Genomic DNA, 26,915 nt, shown 5'->3' with positions numbered 1-26,915 from the left:
GAGCCTCGCGCCGTCCCCTCACAACCCCAACTGGTCCAGCCTCTCCTCGAAGCGCACCTGCACGTCCTCCGGCTCATCCCCCTCGGACTCGGCCCAGATCGCGTCCAACTCCTTCTGCACCGACTCGGGCAGGGCGGCGAACTTCTCGTCCCACGCGGCGACGGGCGTCCAGTAGCCGACGACCTTGAAGCGGGTCGCAGGCAGGCCGAGCTCCTTGCGCAGGTACTTGCGCACGTCGCGCAGCGCCACGGTCTCACCCGCCACCCACACATAGCCCTCGTCGAGAGGGAGCCGATCGTCGACGATGCCGCGCACGAGCGGGCCGAGCGCGCTGGGGCCGTGGCCGTTGCCGCCGACCACCCAGGTGACCTCGACGTCGGCGCCCATCTCGAGGGCGACGCGGTCCGCCTCGCTCGGCACCTCGAGCACGACCCGTGTGCGCACACCCTCCGGCGCCGCGGTGATGATGCGAGCGACGGCCGGAACCCCGGTGAGGTCGGCGACGAGCACCTGCCACGTGATGCCCTCCGGTGGCGAGTACAAGCCGGTGGGAGAGTTGAACCCGAGCACGTGACCCGGCTCCGCCCGCGCGGCCCAGGGGCCTGCGACTCCCGCCTCGTGGATCACGAAGTCGATGTCGAGCTCACCTGCATCCGGGCGCACACCGCTGATCGTGTACGTGCGCATCGGGGCTTCGGGCGCTCCCACGGGGGTCTCCCACCAGTCGCCCGCCGGCACGGGAAGCGAGACATCCTTCGGGTCTTCACCATGCGGGAAGAACACCCGCACGTACTCGTCGCCGATGCCGGTGCTGAGGAAGTCGGCGACCCCCTCGCCGCCGAGTGTGACGCGGACCAGCGTCGGGGTGAGGGTGGTCGTGCTGCTGACGATGCCGCGGTGGATGCTCACGGAGTCTCCGTCTCTGTGGTGGGGGATGGGCTGGTGGGGGATGGGTCGGTGGGGGGCCGGGTGGGAGGTGCTGCGGTTCTGGGCGAGCCAGGAGTCGCGGTAGAGCCCCTCGGTCGCGAGGAGCTCGTCATGCGTGCCGCGCTGCGTCGTGCGCCCGTCGGCGAACACCACGATCTGCTCCGCCGTGACGGCCTGCTGCAGCCGGTGCGCGATGAGCAGAGTCGTTCGTCCCCTGCGCAGTGCGGAGATCGCCTCTTCCACGACCTCCCGGTGGTGGAGTCCGACATCGGCTGTGGCCTCGTCGAGGATGACCACATCCGGGTCGGCGAGGAAGGCCCGCGCGACCGCGAGCTGCTGGATGCGCCCCTCGTCCATGGGCGCAACGGCCTCTGCGGAAGGGCCATCGCTCTCGCGGATCATGGCCTCGACCGCCCACTGCGCCCCGACCGCCCGCAGCGCCGTCACGATCTCGTCGTCGCTCGCCTCGGGAGCGACCAGTCGCAGGTTGTCGGCGATCGTGCCTCGGAAGTGGTGCAGCTCTTGCGACAGGTAGTACGGCGCCTCTGCGTTCGATGCGAGGTGCACACTGCCCGAGGTCGGCGGGTGATGCCCGGCGATGACGCGAGCCAGCGTGCTCTTGCCCGATCCCGAGGTGCCCACCAGCGCTGCCGTGGTGCCGGGGTCGACCCGAAGGTTCACGCCGCTGATCCCCCGGCCGGTGGTCGGGTAGTGGAACGTCAGATCCCGCACCTCGATGCCTGCGGATTCCTGTCGTGCAGCATCCGCTTCCCGATTCGACGTGACCGCCGCGGGGGCGAGGTCGATGACCCCGACGAGCCGCGCGAGGCCGATGGCCGCGCGCTGGATGTCGTTGAGTCCGAAGATCAGCTGCCCGACCGGGCCGAACAGCCGGTGGAACAGCAGCGCGGCGGTGGTGACCGCGCCCACCGTGATGGCGCCGGCGGACTGCAGCAGGAAGCCGGCGCTGAGGATCGCGGCCAAGCCGACGAGCTCGCCGCCGTTGATCCAGCGGAACAGCCTGTTGGTCACCCGCACGCCTTGGATCTGCATCCGGATCGACGCCTCGGCGCGCTCCCGCACACGTTCGAGCGCAGGCCCCTGCTCGTTGAACGCGGTGAGCGTCTCGATGCCTTCCACCGCGTCGAGCACGGCCTGACTGCGCGCGGCTTCTCGCACCCGCACCTCTCGGAACACCACGCGCGACTTCCGCAGGAACGCCCGCGTGCCGAGCACATAGAACGGCGCGGAGGCGAGTCCCGCGAGTGCGAGCCAGGGATCCAGGGCGGTCAGCGCGACCACCGAGACCCCGATGGCGAAGGCGGCGGAGAGCAACGTGGGAGCGACGTTCCCTCCGGCTTCGGCCACGGCATCGACGTCGCCGGTGACGCGCGAGAGCAGGTCGGCGCTCTCGCCGTCGTCGACCTCGCTGACCGGCAGTCGCATCGCCGAGGCGAACACGTCTTCGCGGAGCGTGGCGAGCATGTCCTGCACCATGCCGGTGAGCACCCTCACGGCCCACAGCATCACCACGGCGGCACCGATGGCGCCCAGACCCGCACCGGCGACCCAGCCGGCGATGGTCGCGAACCCGGCGTCCGTGGAGACGGCATCGACGATGCGGCCCAGGCACGCGGGCATCACGATCCCCAGAGCCGATGCCGCGAGGAAGAGCACGGCGACAGCGGCGGTACGACCGGGATGCTGTCGCAGCAGCCCACCCACGACGGCCCGCACCCGAGCGCCGGAAGCGATCGGGAGCAGCGCGGCGGTCGAGGTCGGGTCACTCATGGCGCACATCCGATCGTTCGGAGGGAAGGTCGACGACCCTGTCGCACGCCCCCAGCAGCACCGGCGAGGTGGTGATCACGATCACGGTCTCGGTGTGCGCCGCGAGGGCACGGGCGATGTGCGCCTCGGTGATGGCGTCGACGGCCGAGGTCGGTTCGTCGAGCACCAGCACGTCGGCATCCGCGTGCAGGGCTCGGGCGATGCCGATGCGCTGCCGCTGACCACCCGAGAGGCGTCGCCCGGCTTCCCCCACCTGCGACTCCCAGCCCCCGACCTGCACCACGGTGTCGTGGAGCGCGGCCATCTCGACCAGGGCAGGACGCGCGGGCTCGTCGACCCCGTGCCCGCGCACGGCTTCGCGCAGGGAGCCGCTCACGATCGTCTGCCCGTGCGGAGGGGCGACGACCCGGCGCCGGTACTCGACGGGATCCAGGTCGGTCAGATCGCGGAGCTCGCGGTCGACACGGAGCGTGACGAGGCCGCGGTCGGCGCGCGTGCGCAGCCCCAGCAGGCGGGAGAGAGCGCGGGCGGTGTCGCTGTCGGCGGGACGGATGCCGAGCAGCTCCCGTGCGCGCACCTCGACCGGAGCTGATCCGGGTCCGGTGCGGAAGGCCAGCACGACATCGCCGGCCGGTTCCGCCGGAGCGGAAGACGCAGCGGGCGGATCCAGCAGGTCATCGGCGTCGATCACGTCGGCGAGCCGCTTGGCCGAGGCGAGCTTGTGGATCCAGTTCGAGGGGAAAGAGCCGGCATACGCGAGATAGCCGCTGATGAACTGGGCGAGGCCCAGCACGGTCACCAGCTCGCCGATGCTGATGCGGCCCTCGGCGGCGAACCAGGCCGACATGCCCGCCAGCGCGGTCGTCGCGATCGCGGCCAGCGTGCCGCTCACCGCCTCGTACGAGGCGAGGGATCGGCCGGCTGCCGTCGCCGCACGTCGAGAGGTATCGCTCGCGGCGATGTAGCGCCGCACGGCCTCCTCGCGGGCGCCGATGCCGACGAGCACGCGGAATCCGCTCATGAAGTCGGCGGCGACCGCCCCGGCCTCGGTCGCCGCATGCTGCTCCGCGAAACCGCGGCGCTCGAGCGGACGCGAGACGACCTGCATCACGAGCATCATCGCGATGGTCGAGCCGAACACGACGAGAGTCGCGACGGGCGAGATCACCAGCATCGCGAGACCGGCTCCGATGATCGCGGCGATCGTGGAGCACTGCTGCGCGACCGACCAGGCGACCCCGGCGACCCGATAGGTGTCTGACGTGACGAAGGTGAGGGCCTCGCCGGGGGTCATCGTGCGGCGGGAGAGCTGCGGTCGCAGCATCCGCGAGAGTGTCAGGTGGCGCAGCGCCTGCTCGCCGTACCCGTAGATCGACACCATGAGGCGGGATGCCGACTGATAGCTCACGGTCAGGATGAGGAACGTGCCGACCAGCACGCCGAGCCAGAGCGCGAGCGCTGCGGGGTCGGCGGGGAGCACGGCGCGGTCGATCGTCGCACCGATGATGACGGGGATCGTCGCCTCGGCGAGTGCGTGCACGATGAGCAGCGCGGTCGCTCCGGCGAGGGCGACGCCGCGTCCCTCGGACTTCAGCGCGATGCCGAAGAGCGCGCGGGGAGTGGCTGTCACGGTGTCCGCCGACCGAGCGGGAGGACCAGCGGCGTTCCCGAGACGGGGTCGGTGATGACCTTGCATGGCAGGTCGTACACGGCGTGCACGAGCTCGGCGGTGATGATCTCGCGCGGGTCGCCCTGCGCCACGATGGCGCCGTCGCGCATCGCCACGAGGTGGGTCGCGTAGCGGGCCGCGTGGTTGAGATCGTGCAGCACGGCGACGAGCGTGGTGCCCCTGCGGTGCAGGTCGGCGAACAACTCCATCAGGTCGATCTGGTGCGCGATGTCGAGGAAGGTCGTCGGTTCGTCGAGCAGCAGGTGCTTGGTCTGCTGGGCGAGGGCCATCGCCACCCAGACGCGCTGCCGCTGCCCGCCGGAGAGCTCGTCGACCAGGCGCCGCGACAGATCGGTGACCCCGGTCGCCGCCATCGCCTCGGACACGGCGCGCTCATCGGTGCTGCTCCAGGTGCGCATGGCGCTCTGGTGCGGGAAGCGTCCGCGCCCGACGAGGTCGGCGACCGTGATGCCGTCGGGGGCGAGGGACGACTGGGGGAGCAGCCCCAGCTTGCGGGCAGCCTCCTTCGGCTTGAGCGAACGCAGTTCGTCGCCGTCGAGCAGCACGGTGCCGGTGGCCGGACGCAGCAGGCGGGCGAATCCGCGAAGCAGGGTCGACTTGCCGCACGCGTTCGGTCCGATGATGATCGTGAACGAGTTGTCGGGAACTTCGAGTGTGAGGTCGGAGACGATGGGGGTCTCTCCGTAGCCCAGCGTGATGTCGCGGGCCAGCAGCGAAGCGGTCATGGGTCTTCCTTTCAGGTGCGGCGCGCGTACTGGGCGGCGAGCAGCCAGGCGAGATAGAGGCCGCCGACCGACACCGTCACGACGCCGACCGGCACCGCGACGAGCTGGGCGACCGCATCCGACACCACGACCAGGGCGGCGCCGGTCAGCATCACCGGCACCGTGCCCATAGGGGTGTTCGAGCGGGTGAGGCGTTGGGAGATCTGCGGGGCCGCGAGCGCGATGAACGAGATGGGGCCGGCCGCGGCGGTGACGAGCGCGACCAGGGCCACGCCGAACACCATCGCCGCGAGGCGGGTGCGGCCGGGGCTGATGCCGAGGGCCGTGGCCGCGTCGTCGCCCATCTCCAGCACGGGAAGAGTGCGGGCGAGGGGGAGCGAGAGCAGGGTCACGATCGCGAAGACGATCGCCGCGGGGATGAGCTGGTCGAAGCCGAGTGAGGCGAGCGAGCCCGCCCCCCAGGTCGCCGCCATCATCGCCTTCTCGATGCTGACCGAGATCAGGATCCATGAGGTGAGCGAGCCGAGTCCTGCCGAGACGCCGATGCCGACGATGATGAGCCGGAACGACGACATCGTGTTCTTGTGAGCGAGCACGTAGACGAGCAGTGCGGTGAACAGACCGCCGGCGAGGGCGCCTGCGGCCTTGAACATGTAGGTGTTCAGCTCGAACACGATCATCACCAGCGTCACGCCGAACTGCGCGCCGATGCCGAAGCCGATGATGTCGGGGGAGCCGAGAGGGTTGCGGGTGAGTGACTGGAAGATGCCGCCGGCGAGAGCGAGCGCGGCGCCGCACAGCACGGCGAACAGCACGCGGGGCAGGCGCCACTCGAAGACCACCTGGCGGATGTCGGGGTCGGATGCCGGGTCGACGATCGCGCGCACGACAGAGGCGAAGTCGACCTGGTAGGCGCCGAGGGTCATGGAGAACAGACCCGCTCCGATGATCACGACGACGAGCACGATGCTGACGACGACGGATCGCACGGGGATGAGCGCGGCGATCCGCGAGGTCTCGATCCGGAACAGGCGTCGACCGCGATCGACCGGGGTGAACGCGGCGGGCGTTGTCTCAGTGGGGGGTGCGGTGCGGGCGCTCTGATCGACGCTCACAGCCCGCTCACCCGCTTGCGGCGCACGAGCATGATCAGGATCGGGGCTCCGAGGAGGGCGGTGACGATGCCGACGCGCATCTCTCCGTTCGGGAGCACGATGCGGCCGAGGATGTCGGCGAACAGCAGGAAGGCCGCGCCGATGATCATGGAGTACGCGAGCACCCAGCGCTGATCGGGACCGGTGAACCAGCGGACGATGTGCGGGATCATGAGCCCGACGAAGGCGATGGGGCCGGCGGCGGCGACGCTGGTGCCGGCGAGCAGCGTGACGGCGATGATCACCAGGATCCTGGTCACGCGAACGCGGGCGCCGAGAGCCTGCGCCAGGTCGTCACCGAGCGCCAGGGCGTTCAAGGAGCGGGCGCACAGGAGTCCGATCAGCAGGCCGGTGATGATGAGCGGTACGGCCCAGGTGAGCTGGTCGATGGTGCGCCCGCCGATCGAGCCGACGCCCCAGAACCGCATCACCTGCAGGGTGCTGTGGTCGCGCAGCACGATCGCGGTGGTGAAGCCGGTGAAGGCCGCGCCCAGGGCGACGCCGGCGAGAGTGAGCTTCATGGGAGTCGCACCCGAGGCTCCGAACGAGCCCAGCACGTAGACGAGCATGGTGAGGACGAAGGCTCCGCCGAGGGCGAAGGGCACGTAGGCGCCGGGGGCGGTGAGGCCGAGCACACCGACGGCGAACGTGACGGCGAACGATGCACCGGCGTTCACACCGAGGATGCCGGGGTCGGCCAGCGGGTTGCGGGTGAAGGCCTGGATCAGGCCGCCGCACACCGCGAGAGCGGCACCCACGACGATGCCGAGCAGAGTACGCGGCACCCGCAGCTCCATGACCATGAGGTGCAGCGGGTTCTCGTCGTCGTAGGAGAAGAGGGACTGCAGCACGGTGACGGGGTCGATCGCGCGGGCACCGACGGCGAGCGAGGCGATGGCGGCGATGGCCAGCACCACGACCGAGATGACCAGTCCAGCCATGAGCGTCCCGTTGCGGTGCGGGGAGTCGACTGCACGACTCCCCGCACCCGTGTTCGAGACGTCCGTGCCGTCATCCGTCGCCAGGGACATCTCTCGGATCACTTGCCGGTGATGGTGGGCTCGCCCTGGAGCGCGCCGGCGAGGTCGTCGACGTACTTCGGCAGGATGTACTTCAGCGAGAGCACGGTGGGCGCGCTGATGGCCGAGGCCTCGGCGTCGTCGGCGTAGATCACGTACGAGCCGTTGGCGATCGGGTTCCAGCGCGACACGACCTTGTTCTCGACCGTGTATGTGCCCTCGTCGGCGCTGCCGCCCCAGGCCGCGAACAGATCGGCCTCCACGTCGTAGAGGTTCTCCAGGCTGACGCCGGTGTACCAGTTGTCGCCCTCCGCGGTCTGGAGGAAGCTGTCCATCGCCGAGGTCGAGGTGAATCCGAGGGCTTCGGTGATGCGCACGCGGGGGTCGTACTCCAGGTAGACGCCGAGGTCGGTGCCACCCTCGTTGAGCGTCAGACCCCAGACGAAGGTCTTGTCCTCGAACTCGGGGTGCTCGCCGGCCAGGGTGGTGATCTGCTTCTCGGTCTCGGCGATCAGCTCATCGGCCTTGTCCTCCTCCGACAGCGCCTTGCCGACCGTGCGGGTCATGTCCTCCCACGTGCCCGGGTTCCAGGGGCCTTCGATGTAGGGGACGGTCGGGGCGATCTCGGTCAGACGCTCGTACTCGATGTCGGAGACGCCGGAGTAGAGGCTCAGGATCAGGTCGGGCTTGAGCTCCTTGATGGCCTCGTAGTTGGGGCCGTCTTCGAGGAACGGGATGATCTCGGGGGTCTCGCCGTACTCCTCGGTGACGTAGTCCTCGAACCACGGCTGGTAGCCGCTCTCGCCCGCGCCCCAGACCTCTTCCATGCCGACGGGGTTGGTGCCGAGGGCGGCGACGATGTCGGCCGTCATCCAGCCGAGGGTGACGATGCGCTGCGGCTTCTCCGGGATCACGGTCTTCCCGTGGCCGTGCTCGATGACCACGCCGTCCGTTGCGGTGGAGGCGGAGCTCGATTCCTCAGGGGTGGACGAGCACCCGGCGAGGGTGAGGGCGGCGGCGACGGCCGCCGCGACGAGGGCCGAGCCTCGGCGGATCTTCGGGCGCGCAGAAGCGAGCGACATGGTTCTCCTTCGGGAAGGGGGGAGGGGGTTTCCGCGACAACGCGGCGAGAAGTTAGGTAAGCATGCCCTAACAGAACGATGCTAGAACGCGGATCCTGCGTTCAGTGTTGCGGGAGCGACGAGTTGTATCGCTGAACCGACAGTGGTGGTCGGATTCGCCGTGACGGGATCAGGAACGACGCGCCGTCATCGCCAATAGAGCTGATGCGCGGCATCGGCGTGCACGCGGGCCACGTGCTGTCGGGGAGTGAGCCCGAAGCGCTCCTTGAACGCGGCGGAGAAGGCGCTCGTCGTGGCGTAGCCGCAGCGGTGCGCGGCCGCACCGATCGGAGTGCCGTCGACGATCAGGCGCGCCCCGAGGGTCATCCGCACGCCGGTGCGCCACCGCCCGAAGCTCATGCCGACGTCGTTCTGGAAGATGCGCAGGACCGTGCGCTCGTGGAGACCGTGCGCAAGGAACAGCTCGATCGCGCTGCGGGGATCCCCGGGGTCGGCGAGCACGGCCTGCACGAGCGGGGCGACCCGCTCGTCCGCCGGCATCGGTACCTCGCCCCATTCGCTGGCGGCCTCGGGCAGGGGCTGCTGCAGCATCTCGATGAGCACTGACTGGATGCGCACGCGCAGGTCGGTGGGCATGTCGTTGATGCCGAGGTGGAGCAGCATCTCCTGCACCGCTCGCGGCACGAGTACCCGCGTGATGTCGTCGATCGGGGCGATCAGCGATGAGTCGGGGATGTACGTGTAGCAGCCGGTCGAGTCGGGTTCGTGATGGGCCGTGTGCGGGATGCGCGCGGGGATCCACACGCCCTGACCGGGAGCGAGGCGCCACCTCGTGTCCTGCAGGTGCACCCACACCGTGCCGCGATAGCACCAGGCCAGCATCGGATCGGCGTGGCTGTGCGGAGGGGAGAGCGGGCGGGTGCCGGTGTCCTCGGCGGTGACGACGCCGGTGCCCATCAGGTACGGCTCGTTCACGGTCGACGGATACGACGGGCTCGCTGCCCAGTCGTCCTGCCGGTATGAGTTCATTCGTGCTCCGCGTGACGGCCGCGGGCATCGTCGAGGGGTCGACGCACGGAGCCAGCCGTATCCCGCAATGCTAGCCGGGCGATGAGTCGGGCCGTCGAGAGGACGGATGATGGAGGTGACATCAAGTCGCGGGCGAGCCCACCGCCGGATGGCGGATCACCCGCACCGAATCAGCCGCGCGTGGCGGATGCGTCGTCTCGCGGCCTCCGCGAAGCTGAGCGCACCCGTCACGCAGGGGTGACGCCGAACGAAGGAGTTCGCATGACCACCACACTCGCCCGTCCGCCGTTCGATCCGGAACTCGCCGCCGCACTCGCGGTGATGCCGCAGATGCCCGACCTCACGATCGAGATGATCCCCGGACTGCGGGAGACGCCGCTCGGTCCGCCCATCGAGGAGCAGCTGGCGGGGCACGACCTCGAGTGGTTCGACGTGAAGATCCCCGGTCACGGAGGAGACGAGATCGTCGTCACGGTCGTCCGCAGGCGCGGGCGCACCGGCACCGGTCCCGGGATCTACCTCACTCACGGCGGTGGCATGATCATGGGCGACCGCTTCACCGGCATCGTGCAGGCGGTGCCGTGGATCGAAGAGCACGATGCCGTGGCCGTCACGGTGGAGTACCGGCTCGCCCCCGAGTTCCCCGATCCCTATCCGGTCGAGGACAGCTATGCGGGCCTCGTCTGGACCGCCGCGCATGCCGACGAGCTCGGCATCGATCCCGAACGCCTCATCATCGCCGGTGGCAGTGCCGGAGGAGGCCTCGCCGCGGGCGTCACGCTGCTGGCGCGCGACCGGAAGGGTCCGGCGCTGGCCGGGCAGCTCCTGATGTGCCCGATGCTCGACGACCGCGATGAGACGGTCTCGACGAAGCAGATCGACGGCATCGGTGTGTGGGACCGCCCGATGAACGTCATCGGCTGGACGGCATTGCTCGGCGATCGCAAGGGCACGGACGACGTGTCGATCTACGCCTCGCCGGCACGCGCCACCGACCTCACCGGCCTTCCTCCCGCCTACATCGACTGCGGCAGCGCGGAGGTCTTCCGCGACGAGGACGTCGCCTACGCGACCGCGATCTGGGCGGCGGGCGGTCAGGCCGAGCTGCACGTGTGGGCCGGCGGATTCCACGGGTTCGAGGTCGTCCCGCACGCGATCGTGTCACAGGCGGCCGTCGCCGCCCGTAACAGCTGGATCGCGCGGACGATCGGCGGCTGAGCGCGCACCGACGATGGCCCGCCGCGGGATGCGTGCGGGCTATCGTTGTCGTCACACGTGCGATGGAGCAGCGATGCAGGAACTCGTCGGTCGATTGACCGCGCTCGATCCCGAGGCGAGCGAGACCCTCAAGGTCGTCTCGTACTTCGATGCGCTCGTGCGCGGCGGCGTCGGCGTCGAAGGGCTGCTGCGGGGAGCGGCCGCCCTCGCCGGAGCGGTCGCCGGGGCCGAACTGCGCGGACGGATGCGGCGGCGGGATGCCTCTGGTGCCGTGCCGCCGGACGATGCCGACGCTCCGCGCACCCTCACCCGGGCAGTCCCCGGTGGCGAGGTCTGGCTCGAGCGGCGGGATGCCGCGCACGCCAACGACGACATGGTGATCGAGCGTCTCGCACTCGCGGTGGAGCTCATCACCGCACGCCGGCACGAAGACGGGGCCCTCGAGATCGCGATCGACGCGGCCCGCTCGCCCGCCGACCGCAGTGCGGCGCTCGCGCGGCTGAACGTCGACCCGTCGACCCGTGTGCGGGTGAGTGCGCTGTCGGCCGAGCTTCCGGTCGCCGATGCGCGCTCCACCCTCGTCGCCACGCCGCGCGGCATCGTCCGCGCCGTGCTCGACGACGGCTCCCGCGCCTGGGCGGGCCCGGGCGGGCGCGGCACGGTCGTCCGCGCCGAACAGCTTCCGGAGTCGTGGGAGGCGGCCCTCGTCGCACTGCGGCTCACCGACGCCGCGCATCCGGTGGTCGACGCTGCAGACCTCGGCGCGCTCGTGCTGCTCGCGCAGGCATACGATCCCGCGCAGCCGCCGGACGACGTCGTGGCGCTGTCGAGATTCGATGCGCGGACGCGCGAGGTGCTGTCGGCGGTCGTCGAGAGCGAGAGCCTCCGATCGGCGGCCGCCGCCTTGGGTATGCACCACTCCACGGTCCAGGCGCGGCACGAGTCGCTTCTGCGCGACCTCGGCTACGACCCGAGGTCGGCGATGGGGCGCGCGCGGTACATCGCGGCCGACCTCCTCCTGCGCCTCGACCGCGACTCCGTCGCAGGAACGTGATCGGGCCGGATCGGTGATGATGGACACATGCCTTCCGCCCATCGTCCCGCTCTGCGGGTCTCGTCGGGTCTCACGATCCCCGAGGCCGAGTTGTCGTGGCGCTTCTCGCGGTCGTCCGGGCCAGGTGGGCAGGGCGTCAACACTGCCGATTCCCGCGTGGAACTCGTGTGGGATGCGGTGAACTCCGCCGTACTCTCGCCGCATCAGCGCGAGAGGCTGCTCGACCGACTGAGCGGTCGCCTGGTCGACGGCGTGCTGACGATCGCCGCGTCCGAGCACCGTGCCCAGTTGCGCAACAGGGATGCGGCGCGGGAGCGGCTCGTCGCCCTCGTCGCTGAGGCTCTGCGCCCCCCGGCACCACCGCGACGGCCGACGAAGCCGAGCCGCGGATCTAAGGAGCGCCGGCTGAAGGCCAAGCAGCGGCGCACCGAGACCAAGAACCTGCGACGACGTCCTCGCGACTCCTGATCAGCCGCGGGAGACCCAGCCCTCGATGCCGTCGAGCAGGCGCTGCAGCCCGAACTCGAACAGGGCGTTCAGGTCGAGGTCGAAGTCGTCGGATCGCACCAGGGAGGCGAGCAGGGGCAGGTCGGCCGGAGACACCATGGCGGCGATGTCCGTCGACCGCGTGGTCATGTACTCGTCTGCCGTGAGTCCCGTGTCCTGCCGCTGTTCCGCCTCGAACGCGATGTCGGTCGCGAGGGCCCTGACGTGGCTGAACACGCTGACGCTGATGTACATCATCGTCTCCATGCTCAGCCCGAGCGGGGCGAGCGCGCGCAGGCACCACTCGGTGTAGCGGAACCCGTTCGGCACGAGCTGGGGTCGCGAGATCGACATCACGCCCGCGAGCCAGGGGTGTCGTTGGAACCCCGCCCATTGCAGGCGCGCCGACACCTCGAGGTCGGCGCGCCAGTCCGTGTCGGATGGCGGCGGGAAGGACTCCTCACCGAGCACGGAGTCGATCATCAGCAGCACGAGTCCGTCTTTGCTCTCGACGTGTCGATACAGCGACATGGTCGGGATGTCGAGTTCGGCGGCGATGCGTCGCATCGAGATCGCCTCTATCCCTTCGGCATCGGCCATCGAGATGGCCGTGGAGACGACCCGGGCAGTCGACAACGGAGGGCCGGTCGTGGCGCCGGGGGAGGCGACCACGCTCCCGATCCCCGGCGTCGAGACGACGAGGCCCCGATGCTGCAGGAGCGCGAGGGCCTTGGTGGCGGTGGCGATCGCGACGCCCCAGTCCCTGGTGATTCCGCGCGCCGACGGCACCCGGTCGCCCGGAGCCAGCTCGCCGGACGCGATCCGCTCGGCGATCTCCGCCGCGATGGTCTGAGATGTCACTCGCACCGTACTAGTACACCACCTTCAGATCTAGAACACTTGTACAGTGTACATTCCTGTATTACCGTGCAGGGCATGAACGAATACAGCGTACTCATCTCCGGCGCAGGCATCGCAGGACCCGCGCTCGCGCACTGGCTGCACCGCCAGGGCATCCGCTCGACGATCGTCGAGCAGGCGCCCGGCCTCCGCCTCGGCGGACAAGCTGTCGACCTCCGCGGTCTCGGCGAGGTCGTCGCCGAACGGATGGGCATCATGCCCCGCGTGCGCGAGCGCATCGTGCACGAGAAGGGTCTGCGCTACATCGACAGTGCAGGCCGTGAACTCGCCACGATGCCCGCCGACCTCTTCGTCGGCGACGGCAGCCCCGTCACCGAGATCGAGATCATGAAGGGAGATCTCACGGAGATCCTCCACGATCTCGTCGCCGACCACACCGAGACCGTCTTCGGCGATCGCATCGCGTCGATGGCTGAGGGTGCCGAGGGGATCGAAGTCACCTTCCGAAGCGGGCTCGTCCGCACCTTCGACCTCGTGGTGGGGGCCGACGGCATCCACTCCGGCGTCCGTGCGCTCGCGTTCGGCCCGGAATCCGACTACGTCGTCCACCTCGGCGCCTATCTCGGGTACTGCACGGTGCCGGAGCCCGGGCCTCTCGATTCCTGGTTCGACATGTACAGCGAGCCCGGGCGGATGCTCGCGCTGAGGCCCGAGCGCGGCGGCACCGCCAAGGCGATGCTCGCGTTCGCGGACACCGGGGTCGACGTGGATCGCCGTGACGTCGCCAGCCAGAAGATGCTCCTCCGCGAGGTGTTCGCGGGCATGGGGTGGCGTCGCGACGAACTGCTCGCGGCGGCGGATGCGGACGCCGACTTCCACCTCGACACGGTCAGCCAGGTGCACATGGACGGCTGGACCACCGGGCGGGTCGCCCTGGTCGGCGACGCCGGGTACTGCGGATCGCCCCTGACCGGCATGGGGACGAGTCTGGCCCTGGTCGGGGCGTACGTGCTGGCCGGCGAGCTCGGACGGGCACGGGGTGATCATGCGTCGGCGTTCGCACGCTACGAGGAGATCATGCGACCGTACGTCGCCGCATCGCACACGCTCGCGCCGGGAGGGGTCGACGGTTTCCTGCCGCGTGGGCGCTTCATGCTCCGCATGCGGGTGTTGACGGCGCGCCTCATGCACCACTGGCCGATGCGCCAGCTCGTCGCCCGGATGCTCGACAAGTCAGACGCGATCGAGCTCCCGGACTACTCGTGGAGTGCGGCTACGACGGTCTGAGTGGTGTGGGCGAGCGTCGCCGTGATCAGCGGTCGCCCCTGGCGAGACGCTCTTCGACAGGATCCCAGCCACTCGCGAGAACGCGGAATCCCGCGTCCACCGTCTCGAGCGGATCTTCGCTGTCGTTGATGAGCAGCTGCATCTGCAGCACGAACCGGGCGTAGACGCGGATCTCGGCGACCGGCTCGGCGAGCCCGAGCTCGTCGGCGATGGCCGCGGCCAGGGCATCCTCGTGTCGGAGCCACATCTTCGCGGCGTACTCCCGCAGGGCAGGTGTCTCGTTGAGGAAGCGCATGAACACGCGGGTGACGTCATCGCCGTGCTCGTCGAAGTTCGCCCTGATCTCGGCGGCGAAGAAGTCGTGGATCGCGCGGTTGATCGTGCTTCCGGCGGGCCGGTCGCGCACGGCGGAGACCAGGCGGTCGCGCTGTTCGTCGTCTTCGTCGAAGACGAGCGCCTCCTTCTGGGGGAAGTGCGCGAACACGGTCGTGGGGGAGACATCGGCGGCATCGGCGACCTCGCGGATGCTCACGTTGTCGAAGCCCCGTTCGAGGAACATCATCGTCGCGACGTCGGAGATCGCCTTGCGGGTCGCGGCCTTCTTCCGCTCGCGGCGTCCGAGCGGCTCTGAGTTCGTCATGGAGGCAGTCTATCGTGAATCGACTACAAACCTGGCTTGACACCAAAACTGGTATCGGTACACTTTCGGTATGACTTCACCCACTTCCCTCACGCGACGGGATCAGAACCGCGCGTGGATCATGCTCATCGTTCTCACGATGCTCACCGTCATCGGCATGACGGTGGTCCTTCCCGTCCTCCCCTTCGTGGTCCTCCAGTACGTCTCGCACGAGAGCGACCTCGCCATCTGGGTGGGCGTTCTCGAGGCTGTCAACGGCCTCTGCGCCTTCCTGGTCGCCCCCTTCCTCGGCAGGCTCTCCGACCGCTTCGGCCGTCGACCCGTCATCATCGTCGCCGCGTTCGGCGCCGCACTATCGATGGCGTTGTTCGGCATCGGCGGTGCGATCTGGGTGCTCGTGCTGGCTCGCGTCATCCAGGGCCTGACCGCCGGCGATCTCCCCGCCCTCTTCGCCTACCTCGCCGACATCACCCCGCCGGAACAGCGGGCGAAGCGCTTCGGTCTTCTCGGCGCTCTCACGGGGATCGGCACCATGGTCGGGCCGGGGATCGGCGGTCTGCTCGCCGCGGTGAGCATCCAGCTCCCCGTCTTCCTCACCTCCGCGGTCGCCCTCACGATCGCGATCCTCAGCATCTTCCTGCTTCCGGAGAGCCTCAAGCCCGGCAATCGCATCGACGCCATCCGGCTGCGCGACGTGCAGCCGTTCGCGGTCTTCAAGGAGGCGTTCGGCCGCAAGGAACTGCGCGGACTGATGATCGGCTTCGGTCTGCTCGCCCTGCCGTTCGGCTTCTTCGTGAACAACTTCAGCGTCCTGGCGCTGGATTCGATCCAGTGGGGGCCGACGCAGATCGGGCTCTTGACGGCCGGCGTCGGCATCATCGACATCCTCATCCAGGGTGTGCTGCTCGGCATCCTGCTCCCGCGCATCGGTGAGCGCGGTGTGATCATCAGCGGCATCGTCGCGCAGATGATCGGTCTCGCGGCGCTCGCCATCGTCGCGTCGATCTTCGCCCAGCCGTGGGTGTTCATCGTCGGTGCGCTCATGCTCGCTGCCGGCCAGGGGGCATCCCAGGCGGCGATGGATGGTGCCATGTCGAACGCGGTGGGCGACGACGAGCAGGGCTGGCTCGGCGGAGCGACCCAGTCGCTGAACGCGGCCATGGGCACGGCCGCCCCGCTGATCGCGGGAGCGCTCTACGCGCTGGTCAGCCACGCCGCGCCCTACTGGCTCGGCGTCGCGATCATGATCGTCGCCGTGATCGTCGTCAGCCGCGCGCACATCGCGAACACCGCGAAGCGCCCGGTCACCGATGGTGCGGGAGCGACTCCGGTCAAAGCCGTCGAGACCGTCGGCTGAGGATCAGACTGAGTATCAGACTGCGGGAGCTGCCGGACGCGGCAGCTCCCGCAGCCGCGTGATCGAGGCGAGCAGCTCCTCCGGCGTCGTCCCGAGGTTCCCGAGTACTGCCGCCGCCGAGGAGCTGAATCCCGCTGTGTCGATCGGGAGACGTGCCACGTTCGGCACCAGCCCCTTCTCGTTCGTCACCCAGTTCCCGGCGGCGGCATGCCAGGCGTGCGCGGTCAGCATGGTCGTCGTGGTTCCGCAGAGGGAGACGTATGCGACGTCGCCCGCCTTCGCGCCCTTCGTGGCCGCGTTCAGCAGGAAGTCGACCTGCCACAGGTTCGCGAGGAATGCTTCTCGCAGCGACTCGGGATATGGGGTGTGACTCTACGTGCCAGCCCGACCAGGAGCCCCTCCGGATCGCGGAGCGGCACGCTGGTGGCCACTTCGCCCGCATAGGCGAGATCAAGAAAGCCCAGCGGATGCCCCGGCTGGGCGTGGAAGGCGAACTCGCCGCGCACGGCGCGGGCGCACTGCTCCTCGACCCGGGCGATATCGCGCAGGATCAGATCGACCGGCACGCCGTCGACGATCAGCCAGGCGCCGCTGTCGACCCAGGGCCCCCACCCGCCGCGCTCGGCGAGCTCGACGGGTTCGCGCGTCCAGCCGTTCGCCGCGTGCGCGATGCCGGCGCGATCGACGTCGGCGTCCACATAGAGCCCCAGGTCGATGTCGGAATCGGGGCGGTGCGTCCCGCGGGCGCGACTGCCGCCCAATGCGACGGCGCGCACGCCAGGAACCCGGCTCAGTTCGTCGGCCATCGATCGGAGGCGGTCTTCATCGAGCACGACACCGATCGTACTCACGTGGACTTCGAGGTCCTCAGTCCTTGCCGCCCCGCACGAGCTCGAGTCCCGCCCCCGCGAACTGCCGCAGGGTGGCATCCGGCAGGAAGGCCCGCGTGAGCGCGCCGCCGATGCGGGTGAGGTCGCTCTCGTCACGGAACAGGAGGTACATGGTCTCGTACCGCGGATGGAACTTCTGCTTGAAGCGGTGCAGCGAACCGAAGCCGTACACCGGCTCCAGCGCCTCGGCCAGTCGGTCGCTGAGGGCGGCGATCATCCCCGCGTCCGGCGGGTAGTCGTGGGCGAGCGGGGCTCCGGAGAGCGACATGATCTGCGCACCCTCGTCGGCGAACTGTCGCGCAGACGATCCGATCAGATACTCCATCACCGGTCCGAAGCCGCCTTCGCGCCGCCGCATGAGATCGAGGGTCCAACCGCGCACTGCACCGTCGTCGCCGTACACCGGCAGCCACGAGAGGAAACCGTCGACATCCCCGTTGGGAGCGAGCGCCAGGGCGAGCCGTACCTCCGGGTCCTCGGCCTCGTCGAGGGTGCCGAGCGTGAAGCGCATCTCGGGCAGGTCCTTGTCGCCGACCCACGCTTCCGAGATGGCACGCAGCTGCTGCTGCACACCCCACGGCTCCGCTTTGAAGTGCGTCATCCGGAAGGTCATCTCCTCGCGACCGGCCTTGTTCAGTGAGGTGCGCACCGAGTTCCAGCGCTTGCCCGTGAACTCCAGCCCCGGCAGGTCGACGATCGTGTCGTCGGCGACGACGATGCTGCGCCAGGTCGAGGGGACGGCCGCCCGGGTGGCCTCATCCGCACTGAAGAAGCAGGGCACGAGGCCGGCGAGCTCCACGGCGTGGATGAAATCGTTCACGGCTTCGGCGCGTGTCTCCGCAGGGCCGATCGGGTCGGCGAGTGCCAGGGCGACGCCGTTGCGGCGCTGGTAAGCGACGATGCCGCCGGCCACCTTCGCATAGCTGTTGCCGTCCCAGGTCGTCATCCATGAGAGCGTCCCCCCGCCATGAGTGCGCAGCTCGCGCTTCATGTCGTCGACGTTCGGCGCTGGCTGGATGCCGAGCTTGGCGCGGCGCTTGGCCCGGAACGCGCGCCGCACCCACACCAGGTAGACGAGCATGATGAGCCACAGGAAGCCGTTGGCCATCGCCAGCTCGGTCTCGCCGTCCCAGCGCAGGTCGAGCTCCGCCTGGCTCGTGATGATGATGAGGGTGAGCACCAGTGCGGCGCCCGAGACGTTGAACAGCCCGAGCAGGATCGCGAGCACCCACGCGAAGCGCCGTCCGCGGCGAAGCCCGTTCACGAGCACGAGGATCACGACGAGGTCGATCGCGAGGTCGATGAATCCTCCCGACGCGGGATCGGTCGGGCCGAACGGTCCGTCGGTCGGCAGGAAGGTCGTGATGATCTCGACGGCGCCCAGGACGAGGATCGCCACCACCGCGATCAGCCGCTGCTCGCGGACCGTCGTGTGCCGCACCCGCAGCGACCGGTCGACGACGAGGATCAGCAGCACCGCGAGCAGGTGCTCGAGGTCGGCGACCTTGCCCCAGAAGAGCATCGCGATGAACACGAAGCCGAGCAGGATGAGCCAGCCGCGCACCCTCCACGGCGGACGGAACAGGCCGACCGCGGCGGCGATGCACGCCATGGTGCCGCCCGATGCTCCCACATCGAGTGCCTGGGCCTGCTCGGCTGCCCATGCCCACGGGAACTGCGAGAGCACGTACAGCAGCAGGGCGGTGGCGAAGATCGCGAACAGCTGACCGAGCCAGTAGTAGGCGAGCGCCACGCGCGATCCGCGGCGGAACTCCACGTAGCCCATGCCCCAGAAGCCCGCGATCGTGAACAGGTACACCCAGGGCTGGTTCACGAAGAAGGTGCCGGTCAGGGGTGTCCACCATTTGCCGTCGGCAAGGTTCGGCAGCCCGTAGGCGACCGTCGGGAACAGCGTGCTGTCTTCGAAGGGGGCCCAGAGCCCGCGCCAGGCGACGCCCATCACGATGATCAGCAGCACCATCGTCAACGTCGCCGGGATGCGCCGGATGACGGCCATCACCGGATGGGGAGAGGGGGAGTGCTCCTCGGTCATGCGCTCAGCGTAGCGAGGGCGGCCTCCGCGCGGGCACGGGCGTCTCTACTCCCCGCGAAGCACCCGACGAAGGTCGGCGATCTCGTCGTCGCTCAGACCACCGCTTCGCAGATACCCTGCGACGTCGCCGTGTTTGTCCGCGATCCAGTCCATCGCCGCCTCGATCGCGGATGCCGGTGACTCGGTCGCGAGGGTCTTCAGCGCCGGGGTGAGGGGGACGCCGAGAGAGGTGATCAGCGCGGTGAGCGCTTCGGCGAATCCCCGCGCGAGATTCTTCTCCGTCTGCGTGTAGTCCTCGACGATCGCTTCGCGGGGCACCTCGGCGACGAGCAGCAGGATCGCGGCGGCGAGCCCGGTGCGGTCTTTTCCTGCGGTGCAGTGGAACAGCACGCCGGGTCGCTCGGTGCGCGAGGATTCGAGCACCGTCCGCGCGATGGTCGCGAACTGGGGGGCACTTGCCGCCAGGATCGAGACGTACAGCTCCTGCAGCGTCGGCACCTGCTTGAGCACCTCGGCGACCTGCGTCACCGAGAGTCCGGCCCCGCCGGCCGAGGGGAGCAGTTGCTTGACCATCTCATCCATCGCGCCACCCTGCATGGGCAGAGTCAGAAGCGTCACGCTGCCGTCGTCGGGCAGGCGATCTGCGGCGCGTGCTCGTTCACCGTCGGTGCGCAGGTCGATCACGGTGCCGATGCGAAGGTCGATCAGCGCCTGCAACCCCTCGTCGGTCAGTGCGGCGAGTGCGTCCGATCGGAAGAGCAGACCGGAGGCGAGCGTGCCTGCGCCCGAGGTCGGGAGCCCGGCGAGTTCGCGGGCGTTGTGGGTCGTCTGCAAGGCGGTCGTGATGTCGATGGTCATTCTGGCCCTCTCCTGGGTATGCGGCCAGAATATCGGTGTGGCGAGACCGCGCGGCTTCGACACGGAAGCCGCGCGATCCCCTCCACGTCTCAGCCGTTCACGGCCTTCTCGATGGCCTGCTCGAGGTCGTCCCACTCCTGCAGCACGATCTTCTCGCCGTCGATGAAGAACGTCGGCGTGCTGTTCACCCCGAGCTTCTCGCCGTCGGCCTTGTCCGACTGCACGCGCTCCGCGGTGGCCGGGTCGGCGATCGCGGCATCGTAGGCGGGCATGTCGAGTCCGAGATCCTCGGCGAATGCACGGAACACCTCGGGAGTTTCATCGGGCTGCTCGCCCCACTGCGCCTGGGTCTCGAACAGACGGCGATACATGTCCTCGAAGCGGTCCTGCTGCCCTGCGGCCTCAGCGGCCAGGGCAGCCTGCGTGGAGTTGATGTGCCCGGGCAGGGGGAAGTAGCGGACCACGTAGGTGATCTCGCCGTCATACTTCTCGCGGAGGTCTTCGACGACGGGGTAGAACGCCCCGCACGCTTCGCACTCGAAGTCGAGGAACTCGACGACGGTCACGGCGCCCTCACCCCCGTCGTCGAGCACATGGGAATCGGTGCGGACGGTCTGCTGCCGCTCTCCGCTCTCCGCGGGCGCGGCGGGTTGCTGCTGGCTGATCGCGAACACGATGCCGGCGATCAGCAGGACGATGGCGACGGCGATGGCGATCAGGGTCGCTTTGACAGAGTTCTTCATGGGGTCTCCAGACACACGGGTACGACGAGGGAAGGGTGCCGCTCTCAGGCGGCTCGATGCGCGCGTCGGCGGGTCAGGTGCGGGAGATGGAGAGCTGCGTGAGAGTCAGGGCGGGGACGAGGGCGCTCGGGCCCGCGCGACTCGGCGACACCATGCGCGGGGCGCGGGCACCGAGCGGTCGGGGGCCGCCGGTGAGCCGGCGGAACAGCAGGACCAGCGCGACGCCGCCGAGGACCGCGAGCAGGCAGATCCCGACGCCGGAGGAGAGCACATCGACCGTGGACGCGCTCTCCCGATCGCCGGCCATCGTGGCGGACGCCGTCGATTCCGAGACACCGGAGGCGAGACACAGCGTCGCGTGCACATCAGCGGAGCCCCGCGAGGTCGACCAGGCGCCGACGACGAGCAGGAGCGCGAGGCCGACGGCGGTGATCACCCGGGCGATCAGCATCCGCTCGGCCCGCGCTCGCGGCATCCGATCCGGCGATGAGGGCAGCATTTCCCGCGCAGTCTAGCAACGCCGCCTCTGTCCTCTCCGGGGCCGGGAAGCCGGCGGCGCGCCTACACTGGAGGGGTGGCGAGACTACTGATCGTCGGCGGCTTCCTCGCCGCCGTGTTCTGGGTGTTCAGCATCGTCGACTGCGCAGTGCAGCCGGCGACGCGGCACCGCGGTGTGTCCAAGCCCGTCTGGATTCTGATCGTGGTGCTTCTTCCCGTGATCGGAGGCATCCTCTGGTTCGTGATCGGCCGCCGACGTGCGAACGATCCCGGCGTCCGTCCGGTTGTCGCCCCCGATGACGATCCCGCCTTCCTGCGCAGTATCAGCAAGAGTGAGCAGGATGCGCGCATCCGCCGCCTCGAAGAGGAGCTCGCCCGCCTGGACGAGGAGACCGACGAGCCTCCCGCCACGGACCAGCGCCCGTGACCTCGTCACCGGCCATGGATGCCGCGGCATCCCTGATCGCCGACCTCATCGCCCAGGGCGTGCGCGACATCGTGGTGTCGCCGGGCTCGCGCTCGCAGGCGCTCGCGCTCACCGCAGTACGCGCCGCCGACGACGGACACGTCCGGGTGCATGTGCGCATCGACGAGCGAGTCGCCGGCTTCACGGCTCTCGGCATCGCCAGGGAGACGGGCGTTCCCGTTGCCGTGGTGTGCACCTCGGGAACAGCCGTCGCCAACCTGCTGCCCGCGGTGATGGAGGCATTCCACTCCGGGGTGCCGCTGCTGCTGCTCACCGCCGACCGTCCGCCCGAGCTGCGCGGGGTCGGAGCCAACCAGGCGACTCTCCAGGACGGGCTCTTCCATCCGTGGGTGCGCGACCAGTTGGACGCTCCGGTGCCGGGAGACGGCGACTGGTCAGGACTCGCCGAGCAGGCCGTGGCCGCGGCGATGGGTGCTCGCGAGGTCGAGAGCGGGCTTCGCGGGATCGCCGGGCCCGTGCATCTGAACCTCCCGTCCCGAGAGCCCCTCTCGGGTGAGCTGCCCGCGATCGCCGTCACTCCGGGCGAGGCGCCGGAGGCTCTGAGAAGCGCACCGTTCGAGCTCGACCGCACCCCGCGCACCATCGTGGTCGCCGGTGCCGACGCCGGGCCCGACGCCGAGGAGATCGCGCACGCCGGTGGCTGGCCGCTGATCGCCGAGATCGTGAGCGGAGCGCGATTCGGACGCCAGATCGTGCGCGGCTACCGTCGACTGCTCGCGCGTGGGGATCTCGGTGGACGCGTCGAGCGGGTCGTCGTCCTCGGCCACCCGACGCTCAGCCGTGAGGTCGCCGCACTCCTCTCGCGACAGGATGTCGAGGTCGTGGCCGTGCACCGCGGTGGCGAGGAGCTGAACCTCAATCACCGCACGCGCGGTGTCGACGCCGTGATCGTCGCTCCGGGTGCCGCAGATCGCACCTGGCTCGGAGAGTGGATGCGGGCGTCCGCCGCCGAGACCGTCGACCTGAGCGAGCACGCCCCCGACCCGGAGGCACTCGCATCGAACGACTTCGCGGCGCGCAGAGAAGCCGTGAAGGCCGAGCTCGACGCGGTGCGCCGTCCGCTCGATCGCGAACTGCTCGTCGACGCCGTGTGGCGCGCCACCTGGCCGCACGACCGTCTGGTGTTCGGATCCTCCCGACTCGTCCGCGTGGCCGATGAGGTGCTCGGCGGCAAGAAGGTTCCCGTCCACGCCAACCGTGGTCTCGCCGGCATCGACGGCACGATCGCCACCGCGACCGGTGTCGCCATCGCCAGTCAGGCCGCCGGTGCCCCCGGAGTGACACGGGTGCTGTTGGGTGACCTGGCCTTCTTGCACGACGTCGGCGCCCTGCTGCTGCCGCCGGACGAGACCGAGCCCCGGCTGCAGGTCATCGTCGGCAACGACGGCGGGGGCACGATCTTCGACGCGCTCGAGGTCGCCTCCTCCGCGCGCCCGGCCGACCTCGATCGCGCCTTCTACACGCCGCACACGGTCCGCCTCGAGCACCTCGCTCTCGCCTACGGCTGGGAGTACCAGCGGGTCACCACCCGCACGGCGCTGGATCAGGCACTGACCTCGCCCCGGGGTGGTCGTCAGATCATCGAGGTGCCGCTGGAGCGTTGACTGGCAGGATGTGCGTATGAACGCGCACACCTGGACGCAGACGCTGCGAGTCGACGACGGATTCCGTCTCGCCGACATCGACCCCGACGCCAAACCCGGATTCCACCACGGCAAATCCCGCGGAGTCGCCGACCTCGCCGCAGGGCTGGCCGACCTCAACGTGCTGCAGGAGCGGCTCTTCGCCGAGAGTCGTGTGGGGGTGGCCAAGGACGCGGTGCTCCTGGTGCTGCAGGCCATGGACTCCGCGGGCAAGGGCGGCATCGTGCGGCACGTCGTCGGCGGCGTCGACCCCCAGGGCGTCGCGCTCGCCGCATTCAAGGCACCGACGGACGAGGAGCGCGCGCACGACTTCCTGTGGCGCATCGAGAAGCGTCTGCCCGAGCCGGGGTTCATCGGGGTGTTCGACCGCTCCCACTACGAGGACGTGCTGATCGGGCGCGTCCGCGAACTCGCCCCACCCGACGCGATCGAGCGGCGCTATGACGCGATCAACGACTTCGAGGCCCGGGTCGCGGCCTCCGGCACCCGCATCGTCAAGGTGATGCTGCACATCTCGCCCGAAGAGCAGAAGTCGCGGCTGATGGAGCGCCTCGACCGCCCGGACAAGCACTGGAAGTACAACCCAGGCGACGTCGACGAGCGCATGCTGTGGCCGCAGTACATGGAGGCGTACCAGACGGTGTTCGAGCGCACGTCGACCGAGGTGGCCCCGTGGCACGTGATCCCGGCGAACGCCAAGTGGTACGCCCGGCTGGCCGTGCAGGAACTGCTGCTCGCGGCCCTGGAGGACATCGACCCGCAGTGGCCGCTCGCCGACTTCGACGTCGAGGCCGAGAAGAAGCGTCTCGCGGCCAGCTGAGGGTCGGTCGCGGTCAGGCCAGCGCGTCGACCAGGGGGCGGAACTTCACGCGCGTCTCGAGCAGTTCGCTCTCGGGGTCGGAGCCGGCGACGATCCCGGCACCCGCGTAGGCCGTCACTCCGATCTCTCCCTGGCGACCGGTGAACTGGGCGCACCGCAGCGCGATCGCCCACTCGCCGTTGCCCGCGGCATCCACCCAACCGACCGGTCCCGCGTAGCGACCGCGGTCGAAGGGCTCGAGCTCGCGGATCGCGGCGATCGCCACCGGCGTCGGAGTACCGGCGACGGCGGCGGTCGGATGAAGCGCCCGCACCAGGTCGAGCGCGCTCTCCCCATCGGCCAGCTCACCCTCGACGTCGGTCGCCAGGTGGAACAGGTTCGGCAGCTTCAGCAGGAAGGGCTGCTCGCTCGCGGCCAGCGCCCGCGTGTGCGACCGCAGCGAGGCGAGCACGCTCTGCACGGCGTACTGATGCTCGTCGAGGTCTTTGACGCTCGACGCGAGGTGAGCGGATGCCGCGGTGTCGGCGTCGGCGTCGGCGCCGCGGCCGATCGTCCCGGCCAGCACCCGTGCGGTGACGGTGCCGTCGTGCACGGTGACGAGCGTCTCGGGGCTCGCACCGATCAGGCCGTCGACGGCGAACGCCCAGGTGTCGGGATAGCCGGTCGAGAGGGCGCGCACGAGCCGACGCAGGTCGGAGCCTGCCGGGATGCTCCCGGTGAGGTCGCGGGCCAGCACGACCTTGCTCAACTCCCCGTCGGCGATGCGGGCGAGGGCGCGGCGCACGGAATCCTGGTAACCCTGCGGGCTCTGCGCTCCGGGGCCCACGGTGCCGGCCCAGTGCGGCCCGTAGGGCTGGGTGGTGAGGGCAGCGCGGTCCTCCGGGGCATCGGCGAGGCGGAGCGTGGTGCGCCAGAACCGATCGCCGTGTCGTCCCACGACCTGCGTCGGCACCACGAGCACGCTGTCTGCGGTCGAGTCCTCGTCGAAGGTGAATGCGCCGAAGGCCACCAGCCCGCTGCCGGGGAGCCGCACCGGGTCGGTGACCTCGGTCTGCGCCGACATGGTGCGCCAGATGGCCGCGAGCGCTTCGACGCGAGACGCGCCGGCGTCGACCGAGGGGCGGATCTCCGTGAGCGGCCTGCCGACGGCGACGATCCCGTCTCCACGGCGCAGCCAGGCAAGAGGGCGCGCGGGGTCCGCGTAGGCCAGGAGGTCTTCGACCGGGTCGATCTCGCGGGTCTCCACGACCAGGTGGGTGGTGTGCACGTCTCCAGCCTATGCCGCTCAGGGCGCATGGATCCGCGTGGTCGTAGGGTGAGCGGATGAGCGACGCACGTCCCGCACCCGGCACCGAGATGGTCTTCCAGTGGCGCAAGTGGGATGGCTCGCCGCACTGGCGGCACGAGTGCGTCTATCTCGGCGCCGACGAGTGGGGCGACTGGATCGGGCAGCCCGTCGGATGGCACAGCGTGCGCCCCGGGGCCGAGTTCCACGCGGGCGGCCCGAATGTCACCCTCGTCCCGGCGAGCGGCGACCATGCGCTCACCGTCAATCGCCGTCACCGCAAGGGCATGCGCATCTACATCGATCTGGGGTGGGACATCCGCTGGTCCGACGACCCGCTGCTGGCGACCGGGATCGACATGGACCTCGACGTGGTGCGCGTGGAAGGGGAACGGGGAACGTGGGTCGACGACCGCGACGAGTGGGCCGAGCACAGCGTCCGCTACGGCTACCCGGCCGACGTCATGTCGCATCTGGAATCCCTCGCGCTCGACCTCGAGGAGCGGGTGCGTGCCCAGGCCGCGCCGTTCGACGATGCGACGGCTGATCCGTGGCTCGACCGCCTCGAAGCGCTGGGCCTCGCGCCTAGACTGAACTCGTGACCTCGAACGAGAAGAACCGCGCCGATCTCGGCAAGGACCCCGCCCGCGTGAGCGGCATGTTCGACCAGGTCGCCGCAGGGTACGACCGCACCAACACGGCGATGACCTTCGGCAACGACGTGCTGTGGCGCGCGGCGACCACCCGGGCGGTCGCTCCGAAGCCGGGGGAGCGGATCCTCGATCTCGGCGCGGGTACGGCCTCGTCGTCGGCGTCCCTCGCACGCAGCGGCGCCGAGGTGGTCGCGGCCGACTTCTCGCCGGGGATGCTCGCCGAGGGCGAGCGTCGGCACGGCGCCATGCGCAACCTGTCCTTCGTGCAGGCAGACGCCACCGATCTGCCGTTCCCGGATGCGACGTTCGACGCGGTCACGATGTCGTATGCGCTGCGCAACGTGAACGACCCGAAGAAGGCCCTGCGCGAGCTGTACCGCGTGACCAAGCCCGGGGGACGGCTCGTGATCAACGAGTTCTCGACCCCACCGGGCAAGCTCTTCCGCGGCGCCTACCGGTTCTACAACGCCCAGGTGCTCCCGCGCGTGGCCCGCGTCGCCGGCACGAACGGCGACGCCTACGACTATCTGAACGAGTCGATCCGCGAGTGGCCCGACCAGAAGAAGCTCTCGGCGTGGATCCGCGAGGCGGGCTGGGGCGACGTCGCCTACCGCAACCTCTCGTTCGGCATCGTCGCCCTGCACAGAGCGCGCAAGCCGGAGTGA

26 protein-coding genes are annotated in these 26,915 nt (G+C 69.7%); 10 read left to right on the top strand and 16 right to left on the bottom strand.

The window, feature by feature from the left end; translation table 11 throughout:
• Positions 1-18: 18 nt before the first annotated feature.
• The 7 genes from ACIQLD_RS08290 to ACIQLD_RS08260 form a co-directional block, all read right to left on the bottom strand.
• Positions 19-2,718 carry an ABC transporter transmembrane domain-containing protein gene (locus tag ACIQLD_RS08290; RefSeq protein WP_402607178.1) on the bottom strand — a complete coding sequence of 900 codons (2,700 nt, stop codon included), beginning with the start codon at positions 2,716-2,718 and terminating at the stop codon, positions 19-21.
• A complete protein-coding gene (locus ACIQLD_RS08285; protein WP_402607175.1) occupies positions 2,711-4,348 on the bottom strand; it encodes an ABC transporter transmembrane domain-containing protein in 1,638 nt (545 codons plus the stop codon). The genes ACIQLD_RS08290 and ACIQLD_RS08285 overlap by 8 nt, the downstream gene beginning before the upstream one ends.
• Positions 4,345-5,133, bottom strand: a complete 789-nt coding sequence (locus tag ACIQLD_RS08280; protein ID WP_402607173.1) for an ABC transporter ATP-binding protein — start codon at positions 5,131-5,133, stop codon at positions 4,345-4,347. Before ACIQLD_RS08280 ends, ACIQLD_RS08285 begins: the two co-directional genes overlap by 4 nt.
• Before the next feature lie 11 nt (positions 5,134-5,144).
• Positions 5,145-6,248: a FecCD family ABC transporter permease gene (locus ACIQLD_RS08275; RefSeq protein ID WP_402607171.1), complete on the bottom strand. Its 1,104-nt coding sequence runs from the start codon at positions 6,246-6,248 to the stop codon at positions 5,145-5,147.
• Positions 6,245-7,318 (bottom strand): FecCD family ABC transporter permease, encoded by a 1,074-nt coding sequence (locus tag ACIQLD_RS08270; RefSeq protein WP_402607169.1) that lies wholly within the window; start codon positions 7,316-7,318, stop codon positions 6,245-6,247. The genes ACIQLD_RS08275 and ACIQLD_RS08270 overlap by 4 nt, the downstream gene beginning before the upstream one ends.
• 8 nt (positions 7,319-7,326) lie before the next feature.
• The gene (locus ACIQLD_RS08265) at positions 7,327-8,388 is read right to left on the bottom strand and encodes an iron-siderophore ABC transporter substrate-binding protein (protein ID WP_402607167.1); all 1,062 of its coding nucleotides are present in this window, start codon (positions 8,386-8,388) and stop codon (positions 7,327-7,329) included.
• A gap of 186 nt (positions 8,389-8,574) precedes the next feature.
• Entirely contained in the window at positions 8,575-9,417 is an 843-nt protein-coding gene (locus ACIQLD_RS08260) for a helix-turn-helix domain-containing protein (RefSeq protein WP_402607164.1), read from the bottom strand.
• Between the two features lie 261 nt (positions 9,418-9,678).
• On the opposite strand from ACIQLD_RS08260, the gene ACIQLD_RS08255 reads away from it, so the two are divergent.
• The 3 genes from ACIQLD_RS08255 to arfB all read left to right on the top strand — a co-directional run bounded on the left by ACIQLD_RS08255 (position 9,679) and on the right by arfB (position 12,157).
• Positions 9,679-10,635 carry an alpha/beta hydrolase gene (locus tag ACIQLD_RS08255; RefSeq protein ID WP_402607162.1) on the top strand — a complete coding sequence of 319 codons (957 nt, stop codon included), beginning with the start codon at positions 9,679-9,681 and terminating at the stop codon, positions 10,633-10,635.
• 73 nt (positions 10,636-10,708) lie between these two features.
• Positions 10,709-11,689 carry a hypothetical protein gene (locus ACIQLD_RS08250; RefSeq protein ID WP_402607159.1) on the top strand — a complete coding sequence of 327 codons (981 nt, stop codon included), beginning with the start codon at positions 10,709-10,711 and terminating at the stop codon, positions 11,687-11,689.
• A 27-nt stretch (positions 11,690-11,716) separates the two neighbouring features.
• Entirely contained in the window at positions 11,717-12,157 is a 441-nt protein-coding gene (gene arfB, locus ACIQLD_RS08245) for an alternative ribosome rescue aminoacyl-tRNA hydrolase ArfB (protein WP_402607157.1), read from the top strand.
• Here arfB and ACIQLD_RS08240 read toward each other — a convergent pair whose 3' ends face one another.
• Entirely contained in the window at positions 12,158-13,036 is an 879-nt protein-coding gene (locus ACIQLD_RS08240; RefSeq protein ID WP_402607154.1) for a TetR/AcrR family transcriptional regulator C-terminal domain-containing protein, read from the bottom strand.
• A gap of 75 nt (positions 13,037-13,111) precedes the next feature.
• Here ACIQLD_RS08240 and ACIQLD_RS08235 point away from each other — a divergent pair, with 75 nt between their 5' ends.
• Positions 13,112-14,323, top strand: coding sequence for an FAD-dependent monooxygenase (locus ACIQLD_RS08235; protein WP_402607151.1), 1,212 nt, complete (start codon positions 13,112-13,114; stop codon positions 14,321-14,323).
• A gap of 25 nt (positions 14,324-14,348) precedes the next feature.
• Here ACIQLD_RS08235 and ACIQLD_RS08230 read toward each other — a convergent pair whose 3' ends face one another.
• Positions 14,349-14,963 (bottom strand): TetR/AcrR family transcriptional regulator, encoded by a 615-nt coding sequence (locus ACIQLD_RS08230; RefSeq protein WP_402607148.1) that lies wholly within the window; start codon positions 14,961-14,963, stop codon positions 14,349-14,351.
• A gap of 70 nt (positions 14,964-15,033) precedes the next feature.
• Here ACIQLD_RS08230 and tet(42) point away from each other — a divergent pair, with 70 nt between their 5' ends.
• On the top strand, positions 15,034-16,320 hold the full coding sequence (gene tet(42), locus ACIQLD_RS08225; RefSeq protein ID WP_402607146.1) for a tetracycline efflux MFS transporter Tet(42): 1,287 nt from the start codon (positions 15,034-15,036) through the stop codon (positions 16,318-16,320).
• Positions 16,321-16,335: 15 nt separating this feature from the next.
• Here the strand turns inward: tet(42) and ACIQLD_RS08220 are convergent, their stop codons facing one another.
• The 6 genes from ACIQLD_RS08220 to ACIQLD_RS08195 form a co-directional block, all read right to left on the bottom strand.
• Positions 16,336-16,551 carry a hypothetical protein gene (locus ACIQLD_RS08220; RefSeq protein ID WP_402607143.1) on the bottom strand — a complete coding sequence of 72 codons (216 nt, stop codon included), beginning with the start codon at positions 16,549-16,551 and terminating at the stop codon, positions 16,336-16,338.
• Positions 16,552-16,619: 68 nt separating this feature from the next.
• Positions 16,620-17,153 (bottom strand): nucleotidyltransferase domain-containing protein, encoded by a 534-nt coding sequence (locus ACIQLD_RS08215; protein WP_402607141.1) that lies wholly within the window; start codon positions 17,151-17,153, stop codon positions 16,620-16,622.
• Between the two features lie 34 nt (positions 17,154-17,187).
• Positions 17,188-19,263 carry a bifunctional lysylphosphatidylglycerol flippase/synthetase MprF gene (locus tag ACIQLD_RS08210; RefSeq protein WP_402607138.1) on the bottom strand — a complete coding sequence of 692 codons (2,076 nt, stop codon included), beginning with the start codon at positions 19,261-19,263 and terminating at the stop codon, positions 17,188-17,190.
• Positions 19,264-19,308: 45 nt separating this feature from the next.
• On the bottom strand, positions 19,309-20,121 hold the full coding sequence (locus tag ACIQLD_RS08205; RefSeq protein ID WP_402607137.1) for a tyrosine-protein phosphatase: 813 nt from the start codon (positions 20,119-20,121) through the stop codon (positions 19,309-19,311).
• An 89-nt stretch (positions 20,122-20,210) separates the two neighbouring features.
• Positions 20,211-20,864, bottom strand: a complete 654-nt coding sequence (locus ACIQLD_RS08200) for a DsbA family protein (protein ID WP_402607135.1) — start codon at positions 20,862-20,864, stop codon at positions 20,211-20,213.
• A 73-nt stretch (positions 20,865-20,937) separates the two neighbouring features.
• Positions 20,938-21,363 (bottom strand): hypothetical protein, encoded by a 426-nt coding sequence (locus ACIQLD_RS08195; protein WP_402607132.1) that lies wholly within the window; start codon positions 21,361-21,363, stop codon positions 20,938-20,940.
• Between the two features lie 75 nt (positions 21,364-21,438).
• Between ACIQLD_RS08195 and ACIQLD_RS08190 the strand changes: the two genes are divergently transcribed.
• Genes ACIQLD_RS08190 through ACIQLD_RS08180 form a run of 3 tightly spaced genes read left to right on the top strand, consistent with a single transcriptional unit; the run spans position 21,439 to position 24,312 of the window.
• A complete protein-coding gene (locus ACIQLD_RS08190) occupies positions 21,439-21,789 on the top strand; it encodes a PLD nuclease N-terminal domain-containing protein (protein WP_402607129.1) in 351 nt (116 codons plus the stop codon).
• Between the two features lie 14 nt (positions 21,790-21,803).
• Entirely contained in the window at positions 21,804-23,453 is a 1,650-nt protein-coding gene (gene menD / locus ACIQLD_RS08185) for a 2-succinyl-5-enolpyruvyl-6-hydroxy-3-cyclohexene-1-carboxylic-acid synthase (RefSeq protein ID WP_402608503.1), read from the top strand.
• A 16-nt stretch (positions 23,454-23,469) separates the two neighbouring features.
• Positions 23,470-24,312, top strand: a complete 843-nt coding sequence (locus tag ACIQLD_RS08180) for a polyphosphate kinase 2 family protein (protein WP_402607126.1) — start codon at positions 23,470-23,472, stop codon at positions 24,310-24,312.
• A gap of 13 nt (positions 24,313-24,325) precedes the next feature.
• Here the strand turns inward: ACIQLD_RS08180 and ACIQLD_RS08175 are convergent, their stop codons facing one another.
• Positions 24,326-25,579, bottom strand: coding sequence for an isochorismate synthase MenF (locus ACIQLD_RS08175; protein WP_402607123.1), 1,254 nt, complete (start codon positions 25,577-25,579; stop codon positions 24,326-24,328).
• A gap of 56 nt (positions 25,580-25,635) precedes the next feature.
• On the opposite strand from ACIQLD_RS08175, the gene ACIQLD_RS08170 reads away from it, so the two are divergent.
• Both ACIQLD_RS08170 and ACIQLD_RS08165 read left to right on the top strand, forming a co-directional pair.
• Entirely contained in the window at positions 25,636-26,199 is a 564-nt protein-coding gene (locus ACIQLD_RS08170; RefSeq protein ID WP_402607120.1) for a hypothetical protein, read from the top strand.
• Positions 26,196-26,915 carry a class I SAM-dependent methyltransferase gene (locus ACIQLD_RS08165; RefSeq protein ID WP_402607117.1) on the top strand — a complete coding sequence of 240 codons (720 nt, stop codon included), beginning with the start codon at positions 26,196-26,198 and terminating at the stop codon, positions 26,913-26,915. The genes ACIQLD_RS08170 and ACIQLD_RS08165 overlap by 4 nt, the downstream gene beginning before the upstream one ends.

The sequence above is a fragment of the Microbacterium sp. NPDC091662 genome (assembly GCF_044756705.1).
Lineage (GTDB): Bacteria > Actinomycetota > Actinomycetes > Actinomycetales > Microbacteriaceae > Microbacterium.
Note: the sequence above shows the minus strand (reverse complement) of the source record. Positions and strands in the feature narration are given on the sequence as shown.